The organism is Streptomyces sp. NPDC026575 (genome assembly GCF_055567415.1).
Genome location: NZ_JBVHQM010000003.1, coordinates 358,210 through 376,829, shown reverse-complemented (window position 1 = coordinate 376,829; position 18,620 = coordinate 358,210). Strand labels below are relative to the sequence as shown.

The 18,620-nt window shown below is 73.0% G+C and carries 15 protein-coding genes and 1 tRNA gene; 6 read left to right on the top strand and 10 right to left on the bottom strand.

The genetic code is table 11. From position 1 onward, the window contains the following. The 3 genes from ACZ4NB_RS05930 to ACZ4NB_RS05920 all read left to right on the top strand — a co-directional run bounded on the left by ACZ4NB_RS05930 (window position 1) and on the right by ACZ4NB_RS05920 (window position 2,043). Complete coding sequence (locus tag ACZ4NB_RS05930; RefSeq protein WP_467658577.1) at window positions 1–1,302, top strand: sensor histidine kinase; 1,302 nt, start codon at window positions 1–3, stop codon at window positions 1,300–1,302. Next, on the top strand, window positions 1,299–1,916 hold the full coding sequence (locus ACZ4NB_RS05925; RefSeq protein ID WP_467658576.1) for a response regulator: 618 nt from the start codon (window positions 1,299–1,301) through the stop codon (window positions 1,914–1,916). Before ACZ4NB_RS05930 ends, ACZ4NB_RS05925 begins: the two co-directional genes overlap by 4 nt. Window positions 1,917–1,970: 54 nt before the next feature. Further along, window positions 1,971–2,043 (top strand) — tRNA-Gly (locus ACZ4NB_RS05920). A 42-nt stretch (window positions 2,044–2,085) separates the two neighbouring features. Here the strand turns inward: ACZ4NB_RS05920 and ACZ4NB_RS05915 are convergent. The 4 genes from ACZ4NB_RS05915 to purD all read right to left on the bottom strand — a co-directional run bounded on the left by ACZ4NB_RS05915 (window position 2,086) and on the right by purD (window position 8,457). Next, a complete protein-coding gene (locus ACZ4NB_RS05915) occupies window positions 2,086–2,985 on the bottom strand; it encodes a phosphoribosylaminoimidazolesuccinocarboxamide synthase (RefSeq protein WP_467658575.1) in 900 nt (299 codons plus the stop codon). A 210-nt stretch (window positions 2,986–3,195) separates the two neighbouring features. Further along, window positions 3,196–4,674: a N,N-dimethylformamidase beta subunit family domain-containing protein gene (locus ACZ4NB_RS05910; RefSeq protein ID WP_467658573.1), complete on the bottom strand. Its 1,479-nt coding sequence runs from the start codon at window positions 4,672–4,674 to the stop codon at window positions 3,196–3,198. 288 nt (window positions 4,675–4,962) lie between these two features. Continuing rightward, window positions 4,963–6,786 (bottom strand): hypothetical protein, encoded by a 1,824-nt coding sequence (locus ACZ4NB_RS05905; RefSeq protein ID WP_467658572.1) that lies wholly within the window; start codon window positions 6,784–6,786, stop codon window positions 4,963–4,965. A 396-nt stretch (window positions 6,787–7,182) separates the two neighbouring features. Beyond that, window positions 7,183–8,457, bottom strand: a complete 1,275-nt coding sequence (gene purD, locus ACZ4NB_RS05900) for a phosphoribosylamine--glycine ligase (RefSeq protein WP_467658570.1) — start codon at window positions 8,455–8,457, stop codon at window positions 7,183–7,185. 326 nt (window positions 8,458–8,783) lie between these two features. Here purD and ACZ4NB_RS05895 point away from each other — a divergent pair, with 326 nt between their 5' ends. Continuing rightward, window positions 8,784–9,545: an SLATT domain-containing protein gene (locus ACZ4NB_RS05895; protein ID WP_467658569.1), complete on the top strand. Its 762-nt coding sequence runs from the start codon at window positions 8,784–8,786 to the stop codon at window positions 9,543–9,545. 473 nt (window positions 9,546–10,018) lie between these two features. On the opposite strand, the gene ACZ4NB_RS05890 is transcribed toward ACZ4NB_RS05895, so the two are convergent. From ACZ4NB_RS05890 to ACZ4NB_RS05875, 4 genes are all read right to left on the bottom strand, one after another. Then, on the bottom strand, window positions 10,019–10,669 hold the full coding sequence (locus tag ACZ4NB_RS05890; protein ID WP_467658567.1) for a hypothetical protein: 651 nt from the start codon (window positions 10,667–10,669) through the stop codon (window positions 10,019–10,021). Between the two features lie 140 nt (window positions 10,670–10,809). After that, window positions 10,810–11,478: a GntR family transcriptional regulator gene (locus ACZ4NB_RS05885; RefSeq protein ID WP_467658566.1), complete on the bottom strand. Its 669-nt coding sequence runs from the start codon at window positions 11,476–11,478 to the stop codon at window positions 10,810–10,812. A gap of 81 nt (window positions 11,479–11,559) precedes the next feature. After that, window positions 11,560–12,924 carry an aminotransferase class III-fold pyridoxal phosphate-dependent enzyme gene (locus ACZ4NB_RS05880; protein WP_467658564.1) on the bottom strand — a complete coding sequence of 455 codons (1,365 nt, stop codon included), beginning with the start codon at window positions 12,922–12,924 and terminating at the stop codon, window positions 11,560–11,562. 277 nt (window positions 12,925–13,201) lie between these two features. Then, window positions 13,202–13,996: a VTC domain-containing protein gene (locus ACZ4NB_RS05875; protein WP_467658563.1), complete on the bottom strand. Its 795-nt coding sequence runs from the start codon at window positions 13,994–13,996 to the stop codon at window positions 13,202–13,204. Between the two features lie 633 nt (window positions 13,997–14,629). On the opposite strand from ACZ4NB_RS05875, the gene ACZ4NB_RS05870 reads away from it, so the two are divergent. Both ACZ4NB_RS05870 and ACZ4NB_RS05865 read left to right on the top strand, forming a co-directional pair. Further along, window positions 14,630–16,276, top strand: a complete 1,647-nt coding sequence (locus tag ACZ4NB_RS05870) for a serine/threonine-protein kinase (RefSeq protein ID WP_467658656.1) — start codon at window positions 14,630–14,632, stop codon at window positions 16,274–16,276. A 12-nt stretch (window positions 16,277–16,288) separates the two neighbouring features. Next, window positions 16,289–16,498, top strand: a complete 210-nt coding sequence (locus tag ACZ4NB_RS05865) for a hypothetical protein (protein WP_467658561.1) — start codon at window positions 16,289–16,291, stop codon at window positions 16,496–16,498. A gap of 32 nt (window positions 16,499–16,530) precedes the next feature. Here ACZ4NB_RS05865 and ACZ4NB_RS05860 read toward each other — a convergent pair whose 3' ends face one another. Next, a complete protein-coding gene (locus tag ACZ4NB_RS05860) occupies window positions 16,531–17,115 on the bottom strand; it encodes a Uma2 family endonuclease (protein WP_467658560.1) in 585 nt (194 codons plus the stop codon). A gap of 154 nt (window positions 17,116–17,269) precedes the next feature. Beyond that, window positions 17,270–18,556, bottom strand: a complete 1,287-nt coding sequence (locus tag ACZ4NB_RS05855) for an adenylosuccinate synthase (RefSeq protein WP_467658559.1) — start codon at window positions 18,554–18,556, stop codon at window positions 17,270–17,272. Window positions 18,557–18,620: the final 64 nt, after the last annotated feature.

The following is an 18,620-nucleotide window of genomic DNA, read 5'->3' as shown; positions in this document are numbered from 1 at the left end:
ATGGACGACGAGGGCGGGGATCGTGTGATCGGGCGGGTGCGGCGGAAGTGGCGTGGGCGCAGCACCCTCGCATGGATCGACACCTACTCGCGTTGGATGCTCCAGGGGCAGCCATGGCTCAGCCTGGCCTTCACCTCGCTGATACTGCTGGTCCCGGACCACCTCACCGGCGCGCAGCTCGCCGTCGTCCGCGCCATCCTCGCGCTGTGCGCGCTGCATGCCCTCGTGTTCGTGCCGCTGGGGCGCCGGGCCTTGGACCGGTATATGGGGAAGGGGCCCGCGCCGTGGGGACTGCTTGCCGTCTCGATGGTGCTGACCGTCGCGGTGTTCGGCGCCCTGACCGCGCTCAGCCTGCTCGTCGGCCCGCCCGACAGCGCCAACGCCAGCACCCTGGGCATGCTGGTGGGCGGGACGATGGTGACGGCCCTGATACCGAGCGGCGCCGCACTGAGTCTGCTGATCCGCAAGCGGGTCTTCCTGGGGGGATGCGGCTTGTGCGCAGCGGCGCTGCTCCTCGTGGGCGGCGCACTCGGCGGCGGTTGGTCGCTCTGGGGGTCCGTGGCGGCGCTGGTGGTCACCGTGGGGCTGATGGCCAGCTCCACCGGGCGGTCCGTGGGCTGGTTCCTCGCCGTGATGTGGAAGCTGGAGGCCGCCCGCGGCGTGCAGGCCCGCCTCGCCGTCGCCGAGGAGCGGCTGCGGTTCGGGCGGGACATGCATGACGTACTGGGGCGGAATCTGGCGGTGATCTCGCTGAAGAGCGAGCTGGCCGTGCAGCTGGCGCGGCGGGGACGGGACGAGGCCGTGGACCAGATGGTGGAGGTGCAGCAGATAGCGCAGGAGTCGCAGCGGGAGGTGCGCGAGGTGGTGCGCGGCTATCGGGAGGCCGATCTTCAGGCCGAGCTGGCCGGGGCCCGTTCCGTACTCCAGGCGGCGGGGGTGGGCTGCCAGATCGAGGGCGACGGCGGGGCGGGACTGCCGGCCGACGTGCAGTCGGCGCTGGGCTGGGTCGTGCGGGAGGGCACCACCAATGTGCTGCGACATGCGCCGGACGCCGGACGCTGTGTGATCCGGACGCGGGTGAGCGCCGGACAGACGGTGCTGATGATGGAGAACGACGGCATACGGGACACCGCCCCGGGACCGAACGCGAGCGGCGGGGGCAGTGGACTGAAGGGCCTGCGGGAACGGCTCCTGCCGCTGGGGGGCACGCTGGAGGCGGAGTGGCGGCCGGACGGCTCGTACCGCCTGACGGTGCAGCTCCCGGTGCCGGCCGCCGCCGTACAGGAAAGCGGGGCGATATGAGCGGGGCACCGATCCGGGTGCTGCTGGCCGACGACGAGCATCTGATCCGGGGCGCGCTGGCCGCGTTGCTGTCCCTGGAGGACGATCTGCTGGTGGTGGCCGAGGCGGCCTCCGGGCCCGAGGCGCTGGCGATGGCGCTGGCGCACCGGCCGGACATAGCGGTACTGGATCTGCAGATGCCGGGGGCGGACGGTGTGGCGGTGGCCACATCTCTGCGGGGCGAGCTGCCGCAGTGCCGGTCGATGATCGTGACGAGCCATGGGCGGCCGGGCCATCTGAAGCGGTCACTGGAAGCAGGGGTGCGGGGGTTCGTGCCGAAGACCGTGTCGGCGCAGCGGCTGGCGGAGATCATCCGCACCGTCCATGCCGGAAACCGCTATGTGGACCCGGAGTTGGCAGCGGACGCGATCAGCGCCGGGGACTCGCCACTGACCGTCCGGGAGGCGGAGGTGCTGGAATTCGCCGAGGCCGGGGCGCCGGTCACGGAGATCGCGGAGCGGGCGTCGCTGTCGCCGGGGACGGTGCGGAACTACCTCTCGTCGGCGACCGCGAAGCTGGGCGCGGAAAATCGTCATGCGGCGGCACGCCTCGCCCGCGAGCGAGGTTGGCTATAGTGGACCCCGCACCGCGCGGTGGCGACTGGATTCAGGAGCCGGGACGCGGAGCATGCGGACGTAGCTCAGTTGGTAGAGCGCAACCTTGCCAAGGTTGAGGTCGCGAGTTCGAGCCTCGTCGTCCGCTCAAGGTGAGAAGGCCCCCGGTCGGTGACCGGGGGCCTTTCCGTTATGACCAGCTGAGGCCGGTCAGGCGCTCGTACGCCTCCAGGTACTTGGCGCGGGTGCGCTCGACGACCTCGTCCGGGAGGGCGGGCGGCGGCAGCTCGCCCGAACGGTCCCAGGCCGTGGCGGGCGCGGTCAGCCAGTCGCGGACGAACTGCTTGTCGAAGGACGGCTGGGCGTGGCCCGGCTCCCACTGGTCGGCGGGCCAGAAGCGCGAGGAGTCCGGGGTGAGCACCTCATCGGCCAGGGTCAGCCGCTCCCCGTCGAAGCCGAACTCGAACTTGGTGTCCGCCAGGATGAGACCGCGCTCGCGGGCGATGTCGCGGGCCCGGCTGTAGATGGTGAGGGTGGCCTGCCGCAGCTCGGCGGCGACCTCGGCACCGATCTGGCGGGCGACCTCCTCGTAGGAGACGTTCTCGTCGTGGTCGCCGACGGCGGCCTTGGTGGCCGGGGTGAAGATCGGCGCGGGGAGTTCGGAGCCGTCGGAGAGTCCTTCGGGCAGCGCCAGTCCGCAGACCGTACGGGACTGGCGGTACTCGACGAGGCCGGAGCCGGTGAGGTAGCCGCGGGCCACGCACTCGACGGGGACCATCCGCAGCGACTTGCAGACCAGGGTGCGGCCCGCCCAGTCGGCGGGCGCGCCGGCCGGGAGGTCGGTGGAGATGACGTGGTGCGGGGCCAGGTCGGAGAGCTGGTCGAACCACCACAGGGACAGCTGGGTCAGGACGCGGCCCTTGTCGGGGATCTCGGTGGGCAGCACCCAGTCGTAGGCGGAGATGCGGTCGCTGGCGACCATGACCAGATCGCCGGCGGCGTTCTGGTAGAGGTCGCGCACCTTGCCGGTGTGGAGGTGGGTGAGCCCCGGGACCTCCACAGGCTCAGGCTTTTCTACAAAACCGGACACGCTTCCTCCGCGTAGGTTGATCCAGGAGTCGGTCCGATTCTCCCGTATACGGAAAGGCGACGCCGCATGGGGGCGGGGGCTCTGCTGGGGGTGGTGGACGGCCGCTTGCTCGGGCGGGCGGCCTCTAGGGGGTGGGGGAACAGATCCCGTAGGGGTCGCGCGGACCCCCTGCGGGCCACAACGCGGCGGGGGCGGAGGGGATTCCCCTACCTAGTCGCGTTTGCAGATGCGGTCGAGGAGGTTGGCGGTGGCGCGTTGGATGCGTTCGTCCACGTGGCCGGGGCGGTCCAGGGCGGGGGACCAGGCGAAGGTGCCGGAGGCGAAGACCAGGGCGCCGCTGGGGGCGCGGTAGAGGGAGGTCTCCTGATGGCGGGGGGCGCCCTCGCCGTCGCGGTATGGGGAGTGTGCGAGGAGGATGCGGCCGGTGTGCTCGGGGAGGCTGGTGCGCGGGAAGTAGCGGTCGGCCTCGCCGGCGACCATGCCGGGGAGTTCGTCGCCTTCGTGGGCGCCGGTGGCCTCCCACAGCCAGTGGTCGGCGTTGCGGACGACCATGGGGGCGGGTTCGGGCACCCGGCCGGCGTACTGGATGCCCATCAGGCGCTGCTCGGCGTTGCCGAGCTCGCGCCAGAGGGCGGGGCGGCCGGGGCCCTGACGTTTGCGGCAGTTGAGCAGGGAGTCCGGCCCCGAGGGCGACGGGGAGAGCTCGACCTGCCAGTACATGGTGTTGGCGGAGAGGAAGACCAGCGAGGTGCCGGTGTCGCGGGCCAGCTCGACCGTGCGGCGCATCGGCACCGACCAGTACTCGTCGTGGCCGGGGAAGACCAGGCCGCGGTAGCGGGACGGGTCGACGCGGCCGGCGTGCAGATCGCGGGCGTCGGCGTAGGCGAGGTCGTAGCCGTAGCGCTCGGCCCAGCGGATGAAGTCGTAGGCGTGGCCGACATGGAGGGGCAGGCCGGCGCCGGCATACGGGCGGTCGAAGGAGACCGTGGTGGCGGCGTCCCGCTCGCCGAGCAGGGCGCCTTTCTCGTCCCAGGCGTGGTAGAGGCTGGCGCCGGTGCGGCCGTCCTCCGGGTAGAGGTTGTATGCCTGCCAGGTGATGTCGGGCAGCAGCAGGAGCAGGTCGGCGGGGTGGTCGTCGCGGACCGTGAAGGGGATGTGGGAGCGGTAGCCGTCGGCGGTGGTCAGCACCGCGACATAGGCGCCGAGCTGCCAGTACGCGGGGACCTGGAGGCGCCAGGAGAGCCACCAGTGGTGGCAGGAGACCGTGCGGTCGACGGTCAGCGGCGGCGGCTGGACGATGCCGGCCAGCCGCGGGCTGGTGGTGATCTTGGCGGCACCGGCGCCGCCGTAGTGGCCGATGCGGTACACGTCGATGCTGAAGGGCTGCGGCGGGTCGACCGAGACCCGGAAGTCGATCGCTTCTCCGGGAGCCACCGCGCCGGTGCCGGCGAAGCCCTTGATCTGGCGGTGGACGTCGTCGGCGCTGCGCGGGCCGTTGTGCTTACGGGGCGCGGGCAGCCGCAGGTCTCCCTGGGCGACGGCGGGGTCGACGTACCAGGGAATGATCTGGCCGGATTCGAAGTAGTTCTCGCTGCCGCGCAGCCAGGGCAGCGGGCCCTGCCCGAACGGGTCCGTGACCGCGTGGGCGAGAGCGCCCGATTCCCATCGCCTGATCTGTTCCGTCGCCACCTTCCGCTCCCCTCCCGCGTCCCCCGTCGGCCTGGGCCGATCGGGCCGGTGCTGCGTCCGCTGAGCGGACCCGGCCACCCCCCAGCACATCACATTACGCACTCACTTCGTCACCCTTCGTTGTGAATTTAGATGCCACCGCCCCGAAGCACGAACTGGAAGGGAACATTCAGCCGGAGCTCCGGGCGGTTGCGGGTGACGGCTTCGGGCTCGTGTTCGCCGATCGGAGCGGCGGTCGGGGCACGGGCGGGCGCGGGCCCCGGCGCACGCTCCGGCCGGTCGCCCGTGTCATACGAGCCGGACCGGCTTCTCGGGGCGTACGCCGACCGTCGTCAGCCAGCCCCGGAGCGGTTCCGCGTCACCGTCGTCGACCAGGCTGAGCACCGGGCGGCCGAGGTCGGCGCGGCGGGCGCCGTCGACCAGCAGCGCCGGGCCGTCGAGCCAGTCGAGGCCGGGAGCGGCGCCGGCGGTGTCGACGGCGGCACAGCAGACCATGGCCGTGACGTGGTCGGCGAGCAGCTCGCGGCCCGTCCGGGGCGGCTGCAGCGGGAACAGCGGAAGGCCGCCCTCGACCATCCCGTCGCCCCAGGCCACACCCACCGCGGCGTCCTGCGCACGGCTGCCGAGGGCGGCCTGGCGGGCCGCCTCCTCGCGCTCCTCGCGCTCGACCTCGGCGCCCAGCCGGGCGGCGACGAGGTCGCCCGCCTGCTCGTCATGGACGAGCCGGTCGATGACCCGGGCCAGGGTCGGGCCCGCGGGCGGGGCGGCGGGCTCGCCCGCCCGGCGGTCGGCGGGGGCGGCCGCGGGGTTCGCGGGCGGACCGCCGCCGGGGCGGCGGCCGGCGGCCCCGCGGGCCGGGGTGCTGGCGTACGACAGGGTCGGGGCGGCGGGGGTCGCCTTCGGGGCCGTGGGCGGGGTCGTCGGGAGCGCCGCCGGGAGGTCGTCGAGGACGCGGTGGAGGCGGGCGGCCTCCAGGCGCCATTTGCGGTCCACGACCTCTTCCGGGTACTGGTGCCAGCCGACCGGTGACCAGTCGGGCCCGGGCTCGGCCGGGCCGCCGTGGAAGAGGCGGGCGGCCAGCAGGGAGGCGGCGCGGTCGATGGCGCCCGGCTCCTCCAGGAGGTCGCAGGCGGGGCGCTCGCCCAGACGGGAGGCGAAGCCGTCGGCGAGGCGGTCGCGGCGGGAGAGTTCGGTGAGGGCGGAGACCACGCCGGCATCCAGCCGGGAGGGCCAGCGGCCCATCCGCCAGGCGGGCAGCGCGACCCGGGTGAGCAGCCGGTCCCAGCCGGCGTAGGCGAGGCCGACCTGCTCCTGGGCGACGATCCGCAGGCCGTAGTCGACGGTCTGGGCGCGCTCGGAAGCGGCGGCCGCGACGGCCCGTTCCATGATCGTGGCGTGCTCGCGGCAGGCCCTCAGCAGCAGCCGCGCCACCTGGCCGACGAAGCGGAGCACCGGGCCGCGCAGGGGGCCACGGGCGCGGGCCGAGACCGCGGCCGCGGCGTCCAGGCCGCGGATGAAGCGGCGGGCGGCGGCTATGTCGGGGTGGGCCGAGGGGCCGGTGCCGGCGACGACGGGGGCCAGCAGGGCGCGCAGTTCCGCGACGCGCATCCACCACAGGAACGGGGAGCCGATGACCAGGACCGGTGCCTTCGGCGCCCGGCGCGCCTCGGCCGGGGGGTGCCCACCTCGGTCGGGCGGGCCGTGGGCGCGGTGCGTACGGTCCTCCAGCCAGCTGTCGCAGTCCGGGGTGAGCGCTATCGCGGACGGCGCGGGGACCTCCAGGCGCTCGGCGAGGTCGCGGACGAGGCGGTAGAGGTCGGGGGCGGACTTCTCGGAGATCGGCACCGAGGGGCTGAGCGCGGGCCGGGCACGCGCGACGACGGTCGCCACCAGGGCCGCCAGCAGCAGGCTGAGCACCGCCGCGCCGCTGACGATCCAGCGGGCGAGGTCCCAGCCGCCGCCCGCGCCGAGATGGCCGCTCGCCCGGCCGGCGAACAGCACCACCGCCGCGGCCGCGGGCAGCAGCGCCACCGCCAGCGCCGCGCCGCGCACCCTCAGCACGGCGAGGGCGCGGGCACGCGCCGCCAGGACGCCTGTTTCCGGACTTGCCACGAGCCTGTACACCCCCTGCTGTCCTGATGGAGCCGGACGGAGAGAACACGGGACGGACGCCTTCGAACACTGCGCTTTGTAACGGACGCCTTCGAACACTGCGCTTTGTAGTGGTGCGAGCGAGCTCGCTCATCACCACTGTGGCACTGGCCACTGACATCGCAATGCCGGTGAGCCACTTGCCGGACGTCGCCGCGGCGACCGTGCCGTATCAGGGCACGGCATCCGCAGGACGCTTGCGCGGCACCCTAGTTGGGGGTGCGGGCCTCGTCAGCCGGAATCTGGTGTGGTCACTCGATGGAATGGCTTTGGGTAAAGCCGGGAACCCGCGGCAAGGCGGTACGGGCACCCGGGGCCGTGCGGCCGGGGCCGCAGGTGGCCCCGCGGCCGCACTGCCTACGCGCCCGGTGCCTGCGCCGCCTCGTCCGCGACTTTGGCGGCGATGTCCGTACGGTGCTGCGAGCCGTCCAGGGAGATCCGGCCCACGGCGCGGTAGGCACGCTGCCGGGCGGTGGTGAGGTCGGATCCGGTGGCGGTGACCGACAGCACCCGGCCGCCCGCGCTGAGCACCGCGCCGGAGTCGTCGCGCCGGGTGCCGGCGTGCAGGACGTACGCCTCCGGGGCGTCCTGCTCGGCGACCTCGGCCAGCCCCTCGACGACGTCGCCGGTGCGCGGGGTGCCCGGGTAGTTGTGGGAGGCGATGACGACCGTCACGGCGGCGTCGTCGCTCCAGCGCAGCGGCGGGAGGGCGGCCAGCTCGCCGGTGGCGGCGGCCCGCAGCAGGCCGCCGAGCGGGGTCTTGAGGCGGGCGAGGACGACCTGGGTCTCGGGGTCGCCGAAGCGGGCGTTGAACTCGATCACCCGCACACCGCGGGAGGTGATCGCCAGGCCCGCGTAGAGCAGCCCGGAGAAAGGGGTGCCGCGGCGGCGCAGCTCGTCGACCGTGGGCTGCAGCACGGTGGCCATGACCTCGTCGACCAGCTTGGGGTCGGCCCAGGGCAGCGGGCTGTAGGCACCCATGCCGCCGGTGTTGGGGCCCTGGTCGCCGTCGTAGGCGCGCTTGAAGTCCTGGGCGGGCTGCAGCGGGACGACGCTCTCGCCGTCGGTGATCGCGAAGAGCGAGACCTCCGGGCCGTCGAGGAACTCCTCGATCACGACGCGGTCGCAGGCCAGCGCATGGGCGCGGGCCGCCTCGACGTCCTCGGTGACCACGACGCCCTTGCCGGCGGCCAGGCCGTCGTCCTTGACGACGTACGGCGCCCCGAAGGCGTCCAGGGCCTCGTCGATCTCTTCCGGGGTGGTGCAGACATAGCTACGGGCCGTGGGGACGGCCGCGGTGGCCATCACGTCCTTGGCGAAAGCCTTGGAGCCCTCCAGCTGGGCGGCCTGGGCCGAGGGGCCGAAGACCGGGATACCGCGGTCGCGTACGGCGTCCGCGACGCCCGCCACCAGCGGGGCCTCGGGGCCGACGACGACCAGGTCGGCCTCCAGGCCGACCGCGAGTTCGGCGACGGCCGCGCCGTCGAGGGCGTCGACCCCGTGCAATTCGGCCACCTCGGCGATGCCGGCGTTGCCGGGAGCGCAGTGCAGCGCGGTGACGTCGGGGTCGAGGGACAGAGAGCGGCACAGGGCGTGTTCGCGGGCGCCGCCGCCGATGACGAGGACCTTCACGGTGGCAGCCTAGACGAATGCACCAGGCGGCCGGACGGCGGCCTTGCGCCGATCGCACAACGACCGTGCGGCGGCCGGAAACCAACGGAGTCCCTGCGCGGCCCTGGCAACTCTTTCGGGTGAGATCCCCGATGTCCCTATAGCCGACTCCGCACCACTTCTGGGCGGAAATAGCGTGATCTTGCGGCCGACGCCAGCCGTTCGGCGGTAGGAAGGGAGCTGTGCGTGACGGTCGTCACGTTATGTCACGCGTGCACCACGTATGTCACGCGCGCACCGCACGTTCTGGCGGGGTGGAGCAGAGAGCGCAGAGAGGGAGTGCACGGGTGAGTCAGCCGGAGATGCAGCCCGAGGGGCCCCCTCGGGAGGGCGGCCGCTCCCCTCGGCGGTACGGGAGGCGGGGCCGCGCCCGGCGGGACCTCGCCGGGCGGGCCTTTCCGCTCGGCGACTGGGGCGAGCCGGGCGGCCGCCTTCAGGCGCTCTATCTCTGGACCGAGGAGGGCGCGCTGCGCGCCGCCGACTGGTACCTGCACGACCGGCTGGCCAAGCGCCGCGGTGCACGGGCGCTGCGGCTGGGGGCCGCGGCCGGGATGACGGTGGGCGGGGCGCTGCCGCTGCTGGATCTGGCCGGGGTCTGGGAGGGCGGGGCGTCCTGGGGCTGTCTGTCGCTGCTGCTGGCGGCGGTGTGCGTGGCCGGCGACCGGTACTTCGGGGTGACGGCCGGCTGGATGCGGGATCTGGCGACCGCCCAGGCCATTCACCGGCGGCTGGAGGCGCTGCAGTTCGACTGGGCGTCGGAGGGCGTACGCGAGGTGCTCGGGCCGACGGAGGGGACGGCGAGCGAGGCGGTGGAGCGCTGCCTGGGAGTGCTGCGGCGGTTCAACGAGGACCTCGGGGAGCTGGTGCGGACCGAGACGGCCGACTGGATGGCGGAGTTCCGGGCCGGTCCGGTGCCGCAGGCCACGCAGGCGATGGTCCCGTGGGCGGCGGCGCGGCCGGACGGAGCGGGCCCCACGGGCCGGTTCGCGGTGCCGCACCGCACACGACCGAACATGCCGCGGCAGCGGCCGCCGGAGGCGGGGCGCTAGGCGCTTGGCGCTTGGCGCTTGGCCTGCTTCCCACGTTTCGCTGCGCTTTGCCCGCCTCCCACGTTGTTGTCTGGCCCGCCGTGGTGGTTGTTCGCCGTTGCGCCTGGCGGCGGGCGTTTGTGTGTCGGGTGCGGTGACAGCCCTACGGACTTCGTCCTACTGTCTGTCCCCTCCCGTGGGTGGATGGGAAGAAGGGTCGGTGGGGGCGAGCCTCATCTGTCGACCACGCGCGCACGAAGGCCGACGTCCACCCCCACGGCTTTTTTCCACCCATCCACGGGAGGGGGCGGGCCGGAGGGGCTGGGTGTCCGGACGTAAAGCGCAGCAGTCCGGACACCCAGCCCCGGAGGACCGACACCGGCACCCGAACAGCCCCGCGCAGCGGACCCCGCCCGCCGCAGGCGAACCCAGAGAAACCCCCACGGCGGGCCAGACAACAACGTGGGAGGCGGGCCAAGCGCAGCGCCCAGCGACTAGCTGAAGACGATCATGGACCCTTGGCCCAGGCTTCGGGTCGCGGCCGCGTGCAGGCCGAGCCACACATGGCGTTCCCGGGCGAAGGGGCCGTCGTCCAGGGGCACCGCGCCCGCGCGCTCCTCCAGGGAGGTGGGACCGGACGGCGGTGCGGGGGCGGCCGGAGGATTGGCCGGATCGATGCCCAGGGACGGCGCGACCAGTTCGAGGTCGCGCAGCAGGCCGTGCGAGGAGCCCAGCGGGCCGCCGCCCTCCAGCAGCTCGTCGTCGGCGAGCGGATGCGGGAAGTCGACCGGGACGTAGGCGCCCGCGTGGTCGTAGTGCCACACCAGGTGGGACTGCTGCGCGGTGGTCTCGAACATCTCCAGCAACTGCTCGTAGTCGCCGCCCAGTTCGTCGACCGGCGTCACCTCCAGGCCGCACAGGCGCAGCAGGTAGGCGCGGCGCAGGAAGTGCAGCGCGTCGTAGTCGAACCCGGCGATGGGGGCGACGTCACCGGACAGGCCCGGCATATAGCTGAAGACCGGGACCGGTGGCAGTCCCGCCTCCGTCAGGGCCTTGTCGTAGGCGGCGATCTCTTCGGAGAACGGGTTGTCGGGGCTGTGGCACAGCACATCGACGAGGGGTACCAGCCACAGGTCACATGCCACGAGTGAGGGCTCGCTTCCGGTCGGGGACGGGGACACCGGCGCACGTACGCTTACGAGTACGGCCCATTACGGCCGAGTCGGGACAGCGTAGTGCCAGCCGCGCGATCCGACGAGGGTGAGCGTCGGGCGGCTGAGGGCCGCTATCGGACGAGCGCGAGGGAGTGCTCGTTGTACTCGGCGATCAGTTGTTGCGCGGCGGGCAGGTCGTGGCGGATCAGGGCGTCGGCAAGGGCGCTGTGGCCCTGCCAGAGGTGGCCCTTGAGGTCGTCCTCGCGGCGCAGCAGCGGGACCGCGAACATCCAGGTCTGCACGCGGATCCGGTCGAGGAAGTCGCTGATGTAGGGGTTGTTCACGATGCTGCTCAGCTCGCGCCAGAACCGCAGGTCGTAGCCGATGAGCACGTCCAGGTCGCCGGCCCGGGCGGCCCGCTCGGCCTCCTCGGCGCGGCGGCGGATGGAGATCAGCACCTGCCCCGGGGTGGCGCGCAGCGCCCGGTCGGCGTCGCTGCGGAAGATGCCCTCGATGATCAGGGTGCGGGCCTCGACCATGGCGCGGAAGTCGTCGGCGGTGAAGGCGTGCACCTTGAAGCCGCGGTGCTGCTCCACGTCGAGCAGCCCCTGTGCGCTCAGGTCGAGCAGGGCCTCGCGCACCGGGGTCGCGGAGACGCCGTACTGGTCGGCGATCTCCTTGACGGTGAAGGGGTGACCGGAGGGCAGCCGGCCCGCCAGCAGCTCGTCGCGCAGCGCGTCGGCGATCTGCTGGCGCAGGGTGCTGCGACGTATGACTGAGCTGTCTCCGCCGGCGGCCATCGTGTGCGTCTCCTTCGACGTCCATGACCGCGCAGGTGGGAGCGGCCCCCGCCCACGATAGGCGAGGGCCGCGCGGGCGTCTCAGACAGTGTGCGCATCCGCCGCGGTCAACGCCTCGTCGAGGGCGCTCAGGCCCTCCTTCGCCTCGGCCTCGGTGATCGTGCAGGCCGGGACGACATGGGTGCGGTTCATGTTCACGAACGGCCACAGACCGCCGCGCTTGCAGGCCGCGGCGAATTCCGCCATCGGAGCGTTGGCGGCGCCGGAGGCGTTGTAGGGCACCAGCGGTTCGCGGGTCTCCTTGTTCCTGACCAGGTCCAGGGCCCAGAAGACGCCCAGGCCGCGGACCTCGCCGACGGACGGGTGCCGCTCGGCGATCTCGCGCAGGGCCGGGCCGATGACCCGCTCGCCGAGGTCCGCGGCGTTCTCCACGATCCGCTCCTCGGCCATCGCGTTGAGGGTGGCGACGGCGGAGGCGCAGGCCAGCGGGTGGCCGGAGTACGTCAGACCGCCCGGGTAGGGGCGCTGGTCGAAGGTGGCGGCGATCTCGGCGCTGATCGCCACGCCGCCCAGCGGGACGTAGCCGGAGTTGACGCCCTTGGCGAAGGTCAGCAGGTCCGGGGTGACGCCGAAGTGGTCGGCGGCGAACCAGTGGCCGGTGCGCCCGAAGCCCGCCATGACCTCGTCGAGGATGAAGACGATGCCGTAGCGGTCGCAGATCTCGCGGACGCCGGCGAGGTAGCCGGCCGGCGGGACCATGATCCCGGCGGTGCCCGGCACGGTCTCCAGGATGATCGCGGCGATCGACTGCGGGCCCTCGAAGGCGATGGTCTGTTCCAGGTGGGCGAGGGCGCGCTCGCACTCCTGCTGCTCGCTCTCGGCGTGGAAGGGGGAGCGGTAGAGGAACGGGCCCCAGAAGTGGACGACGCCGGCGGAGGCGGTGTCGGAGGGCCAGCGGCGCGGGTCGCCGGTCAGGTTGATCGCGGCGGCGGTGGCGCCGTGGTACGAGCGGTAGGTCGACAGGACCTTGGTGCGGCCGGTGTGCAAGCGGGCCATCCGGACGGCGTTCTCGACGGCCTCCGCGCCGCCGTTGGTGAAGAAGATCTTGTCGAGGTCCCCGGGGGTGCGCTCGGCGATCAGCCGGGCGGCCTCGGAGCGGACGTCCACGGCGAAGCCGGGCGCGATGGTGCACAGCTTCGCGGCCTGCTCCTGGATCGCGGCGACGACCTTGGGGTGCTGGTGGCCGATGTTGGTGTTGACCAGCTGCGAGGAGAAGTCGAGGTAGCGGTTGCCGTCGTAGTCCCAGAAGTACGAGCCCTCGGCGCCGGCGATCGCCACCGGGTCGATCAGGCCCTGCGCGGACCAGGAGTGGAAGACGTGTGCGCGGTCGTCGGCCTTTACGGCCCGCCCGGCGGCAGGGTCGGCGGCGGAGTGCGTCGTGGTCACGGTCAGTACCTCGGATCGGGTCGCTCGGGTCCGCCGGGGGATGGGCGCGGCGTACGCGTCTCAGCCTAAGGATCAGCCTCCGCAGACCGATACCGACAGTCTGTATGGCACTCACCACCCGCACGGACAGAATGTCGGCGCTGCTGTAGGAAGCTCCAGCGCGGCGGGCGGCGGGCGGCGGACGGCGGGTTCCGTCGCCGACGAGGACGACGGGCCCGGCTTCCCCGACGGCCAGGTCCCGGCCGTCGGGGCAAACAGCGCCAACCGGCGGGCGGCGTCAGGCGGCCGCGGGGAAGGCCGTGCGGACCGCCGGCCGCCAGTGGGTGGCGGACAGGTCCGGGCGCAGCGCCGCCAACGCGCCGCAGTACTTGGTGAATTCGGCGGCCCGCAGGCCGTGGTCGTGCAGCAGCCGGTCCACCGCCGTCAGACGGCCGGCGGTCTTGATCCCGACCAGGACCAGTCCGCCGTCGGCCCGTACCGTGCGCCCGGTGGCCAGGTCCCGGCATTCCAGCGCCGCGTCGCAGGTGATGCGCTGGCCGTCCGCGACGAAGGTGGCCCGTATGTAGTCGGTCTCGATCGAGCGGTCCAGCTCGGTGGGGGCCGCGAGGCCGTAGCGGCGGTCGAGTACGGAGGCCAGGAAGCCGCGCGAGGCCGGGCCGAGGGCCGCGTCGCCCGGCAGCAGCGGCCGGCGGTGCTTGACCGTCTCGCCGCGCCGCCCCATGAGCTTGATCTCGAACTGCCGCTCCCCGGTGTCCTCGTAGAGCCGCTCGCGGATCTTGTAGCGCAGCCGGCCGCCCTGCCGGTGGTCGTGGAAGGACCGCAGGTCGGGGGTGTCGTAGTGGACGGAGTGGTAGCGGAACCAGCGGCGCCCGTTGATGCACAGCGCGGCGAACGGGCCGCCGGGCCTGCGGTGGTCGGTGAGTTCGGCGGCGAACGCGGCGAAGACCTCCACCGGTACCAGGTAGCTGCGGTCGAAGCGGGTGAGGAGTTCGGCCCGTGCCTGGACGTCGGCGAGCGGTACGGGGCGCGCGGCCATGGCGGCGCGGGCGAGGGCGCGTACGGCGGGGATCACACGGTCTCCTTGGCAGGCGGGTGACGGGGGGATCGTGCGGGACCGGGGAGCGCGCGACGGCGTGGTCGGCGCCGTGGTCTTGGGTGTTGCCGTCGTGGGTGGTGCCGTGGTCTTGGGTGGTGCCGTCGTGGGTGGTGCCGTCGTGGGTGTTCTACGCCTGGCGGACCGGGAAGGTTCCGGTACTCGGAAACAGATATCCGCCACCATCACGTCCCGGACGGAATCCACCGTGTGCACCGTCCGGCTCAGCGGCTCCCTTGGGCGCCGCGCCAAGTCGGCGCGCAGGGCGTCCCGGTCGGCGTGCAACGCGTCCCCAGTGGCCACCGCACGGCGGGCGCGCGACAGCAGCCGCGGCGCGTCGGCGACTTGGACGACCAGCGGCAACGGCACGGCCGGCGCTCCGGCGAGGGCGAGCGGCGCGGGACCGCCCGCGGGACGGGGCCCGCGGGCTCCCGGCGGCCCGGGGCCCCTCGATATCCTCACCAGGGAAGCGGGTGGCGGGGACCCGTATGCGAACGCGCCCGCGCCTGATCGCCCACAGGGCGAATTCGGGGGGAAGGACGACGGATCGTGGAAGAGCCGGGACGTGCTGGGCGGCTGGGGCAGCCGGGGCGCGAGGGGCGGCCCGCGGGGCTGGCGCCGTTGGGGGCGCGGGATCCGCGGCAGATCGGTGAGTACCGCCTGATCGGGCGGCTCGGCGAAGGCGGGATGGGACGGGTGTTCCTGGCCCGTTCCGACCGCGGCCGTACCGTCGCGGTCAAGCTGGTGCGCGCGGAGCTGGCCGACGAGGAGGAGTTCCGGGCGCGCTTCCGGCGGGAGGTGCGGGCCGCGCAGCAGGTCGCCGGGGAGTGGACCGCGCCCGTACTGGACGCGGACACCGAGGCCGAGACCCCCTGGCTGGCCACGGGCTACCTCGCCGGCCTCTCCCTCCAGCAGGTCATCGGCGGCAGCGGCACCCCGCTGCCCGAGCGCACGGTGCGGATCCTGGCGGTCGGGCTGGCCCGTGCGCTGGGCTCGATCCACGCCGCCGGCATCGTCCACCGCGACCTCAAGCCGTCCAACGTGCTGATCACCATCGACGGGCCCCGGGTCATCGACTTCGGCATCGCGCGGGCGCTGGAGGGGCTCACCGCCAGCGGCGTCACACGGACCGGCGGGGCGGTCGGCTCGCCCGGTTTCATGGCGCCCGAGCAGGTGCGCGGCGAAGCGCTCACGCCGGCCTGCGACGTCTTCTCCCTCGGGTCGGTGCTGACCTACGCGGCCACCGGGCGGCAGCCTTTCGGGACGGCCGACAGCGCGGCGCACGCGCTGATGTACCGCGTCGCCCAGGAGGAGCCGGACCTGTCCGCGCTGCCCGAGGGGCTGCACGAGCTGATCAGCGGCTGCCTGGCGAAGGACCCCGCGCGGCGGCCCACCCCGGAGCGGCTGGTGGAGTTGGCGGAGCGGGACGGCGCCGGGCCGGGCGCGGACGAGGAGCCGTGGCTGCCGGGTGCGCTGACCGCCCGGCTGGGGCGGCACGCCGTGGAGCTGCTGGAGGCGGAGAACCCGCACGGGGAGGAGCCGGCGGACGGCGCGACGGACCCGTCGGGCGCACCGGCCCCCGTGCCCTGGCCCGCGCCCGCGGACCCCGGTGTGCACGCCCTGCCCACCAGCGTCCCGCCCGCCCCCGGCGGCACCCCGCCGCCCCGCCCCGTTCCGCACACCCCGGCGCCCCACCCCCCGGCCGCCGCCCAGTGGCAGCCCGCCTTCGCCGCCCCGCCGCCCGCTCCCGCCGCGCCCCGGCCCCGGCCGCGCCGCCGGATCGGCACCGCCCTGCTCACGGTGGTGGCGCTGGCGCTCGCCGGGGCCGGTGCGGCCACCGCGTACTCGCTGCTGACCGACCGGGACAGCGGCGTACGGTCGGCGGAGGGGAACGGCGGCCGGCCGACCACGGGGCCGGCGCAGTCCGCCGCGCACGGCGGGATTCCCACCGCCTACCTGGGCACCTGGGAGACGACGGTCGACGACGCCGGCACCGACGTCCGGCGCTTCACCCTCACCCAGGGCAAGGCCGGCGACACCGTGCTGACGATGACGGCCACCGGTGCCAGCTACCGCTGCGAGTTCACCGCCACCCTCACCAGCACCGGCCCGCCGGTCCGGCTCGGCCCGTCCACCGTGGTCTCCGGTCCGTCCGACAGCTGCACCCCCGGCAAGCCGAGCACCCTGGAGATGGTGAGCGGGGCGCTGCGCCGGGTCTCCGACGACGGCAAGGCGCTGTCGTACCGCAGGACGGGGTGACGGCGCGGGCCCGTGCCGGTGCTGGACGCGGACACCGAGGCCGAGATGCCCTGGGTCGCCACCGGCTACATCGCCGGGCCGACGCCGGTCGTCGAGCGGACGGCCGCACCGGGCTGCGCCCCGGAGAGCAGCTCCGTCCTCCGCCTGGCGGGCGACGGGACCGTGCACCGCGAGTTCCTGGGAGGCGGTGAACAGCCACGCCGCTACTCCAGGGCCGGGTAGCGGCGCGACCGGTGTTCCGGTGGCACACCTCGTCAGCGCACGTAGTTCTTGAGGGCTTCCGTGTCGAGGGCGATGTCTACCGGAGCGGGGAGGGTGACCTGCTCGCCGAAGGGCACCCGATGGACAACGAGGTAGCAGCCCCTCTCCGGGGCGGGGTTGTCGTGTACGACGACCTCACAGCGGTCGCGGTCCACGAGGAGATGGACGGGGATGCCCGCGGCTGCGTAGGCAGCGGGTTTCTCCTGCCGATCGCGGCGTTCGGTGTCCCCGTCATACGACGTGACCTCGACGGTCATCAGCACACCATCGGGATTGGCCCACTCTCCGTGGCCGGCGAAGTGGTCGACGGGCACGAGCGTGCCATCAGGGCGAGCCCGGCCCTTGCGGTACTCCCCGACCTTCAGGCCCCTGGTTGTGTAGAGGTCCAACTCCGGGCGGGCCTGCATGCACTGCCTGAGCAGCCACATGATGATCGCGTCGTGATCTCCGTCCGGCACCGGCTTCTCCTCGATCCGTCCGTTGATGAACTCCAACGTGACGGTCTCGGGCGCGGCGGAGGCGATCTCCTCGAACTCCTCCACCAGCATGTGAGACGTGCGCTCGGCCATAACCGTCATGCTGCACTCCTTTCTGGGCGAAAGCCAGTGTTGCCAGGCGCAGTCGGGGCCGGAGTGGCCTTTCCCAGCAGACCACTCGTTCGATCACACGCGTGTACGCACAAGGGCCCGCCCACCGCCGGACGACGGTGTGCGGGCCCCTGGGCCGACGGTGCTACGACAGGAACGAGTTGATCTCGATCGTCTCGTTGCGGCCGGGGCCGACGCCGATCGCGGAGATCGGGGCGCCGGACATCTCCTCCAGCGCCTTGACGTATGCCTGGGCGTTCTTCGGCAGGTCGGCGAAGGTCTTCGCCTTGCTGATGTCCTCGGACCAGCCCGGCAGCATCTCGTAGACCGGCTTCGCGTGGTGGAAGTCGGTCTGGCTGTAGGGCAGCTCCTCGACGCGCTTGCCGTCGATCTCGTACGCGACGCAGACCGGGATCTGCTCCCAGCCGGTCAGCACGTCCAGCTTGGTGAGGAAGAAGTCGGTCAGGCCGTTGACCCGGGTCGCGTAGCGGGCGATGACCGCGTCGAACCAGCCGCAGCGGCGGTCGCGGCCGGTGGTGACACCGCGCTCGCCGCCGATGGTGCGCAGCGCCTCGCCGTCCTTGTCGAACAGCTCGGTCGGGAACGGTCCGGCGCCGACCCGCGTCGTGTAGGCCTTGAGGATGCCGATGACGCGGTTGATCTTCGTGGGACCGACGCCGGCACCCGTGCAGGCGCCGCCCGCGGTCGGGTTCGAGGACGTGACGAAGGGGTACGTGCCGTGGTCGATGTCGAGCAGCGTGCCCTGGCCGCCCTCGAAGAGCACGACCTTGTCGTCGTCGAGCGCCTTGTTGAGGATCAGCGTGGTGTCGGCGACGTAGCCCTTGATCTGGTCCGCGTAGCCCAGCAGCTCCTCGACGACCTGCTGCGCCTCGATGGCGCGGCGGTTGTAGAGCTTGGTCAGCAGCTGGTTCTTGACGTCGAGGGCCGCCTCGACCTTCTGGGTCAGGATCGACTCGTCGTAGAGGTCCTGCACCCGGATGCCGACGCGGTTGATCTTGTCGGCGTAGGTCGGGCCGATGCCGCGGCCGGTGGTACCGATCTTCCGCTTGCCGAGGAAGCGTTCCGTCACCTTGTCGAGCGTCGTGTGATACGAGGTGATCAGGTGCGCGTTACCGCTGAGCAGCAGCTTGGACGTGTCGACGCCGCGCTCGTTGAGTCCGCTCAGCTCGGAGAGCAGGACCGCCGGGTCGACGACGACGCCGTTGCCGATGACCGGGGTGCACCCCGGCGAGAGGATTCCGGAAGGGAGAAGGTGCAGCGCGTACTTCTGGTCGCCGACGACGACCGTGTGGCCGGCGTTGTTGCCGCCCTGGTAGCGCACCACATAGTCAACGGACCCACCGAGCAGGTCGGTGGCCTTTCCCTTGCCCTCATCACCCCACTGAGCACCGAGCAGCACAAGTGCGGGCACAGGCGTACACCCCTTCCGGGCGGGGCATGTCCAACGTGCGTGGATGGCGTCAGCGTGCGTGTTC

Coding starts and splice junctions, on each gene's coding strand:
- ACZ4NB_RS05925 (WP_467658576.1), top strand. CDS start 1,299: ATGAGCGGGGCACCGATCCGGGTGCTGCTGGCCGACGACGAGCATCTG.
- ACZ4NB_RS05930 (WP_467658577.1), top strand. CDS start 1: ATGGACGACGAGGGCGGGGATCGTGTGATCGGGCGGGTGCGGCGGAAG.
- ACZ4NB_RS05860 (WP_467658560.1), bottom strand. CDS start 17,115: ATGACGGTTATGGCCGAGCGCACGTCTCACATGCTGGTGGAGGAGTTC.
- ACZ4NB_RS05885 (WP_467658566.1), bottom strand. CDS start 11,478: ATGGCCGCCGGCGGAGACAGCTCAGTCATACGTCGCAGCACCCTGCGC.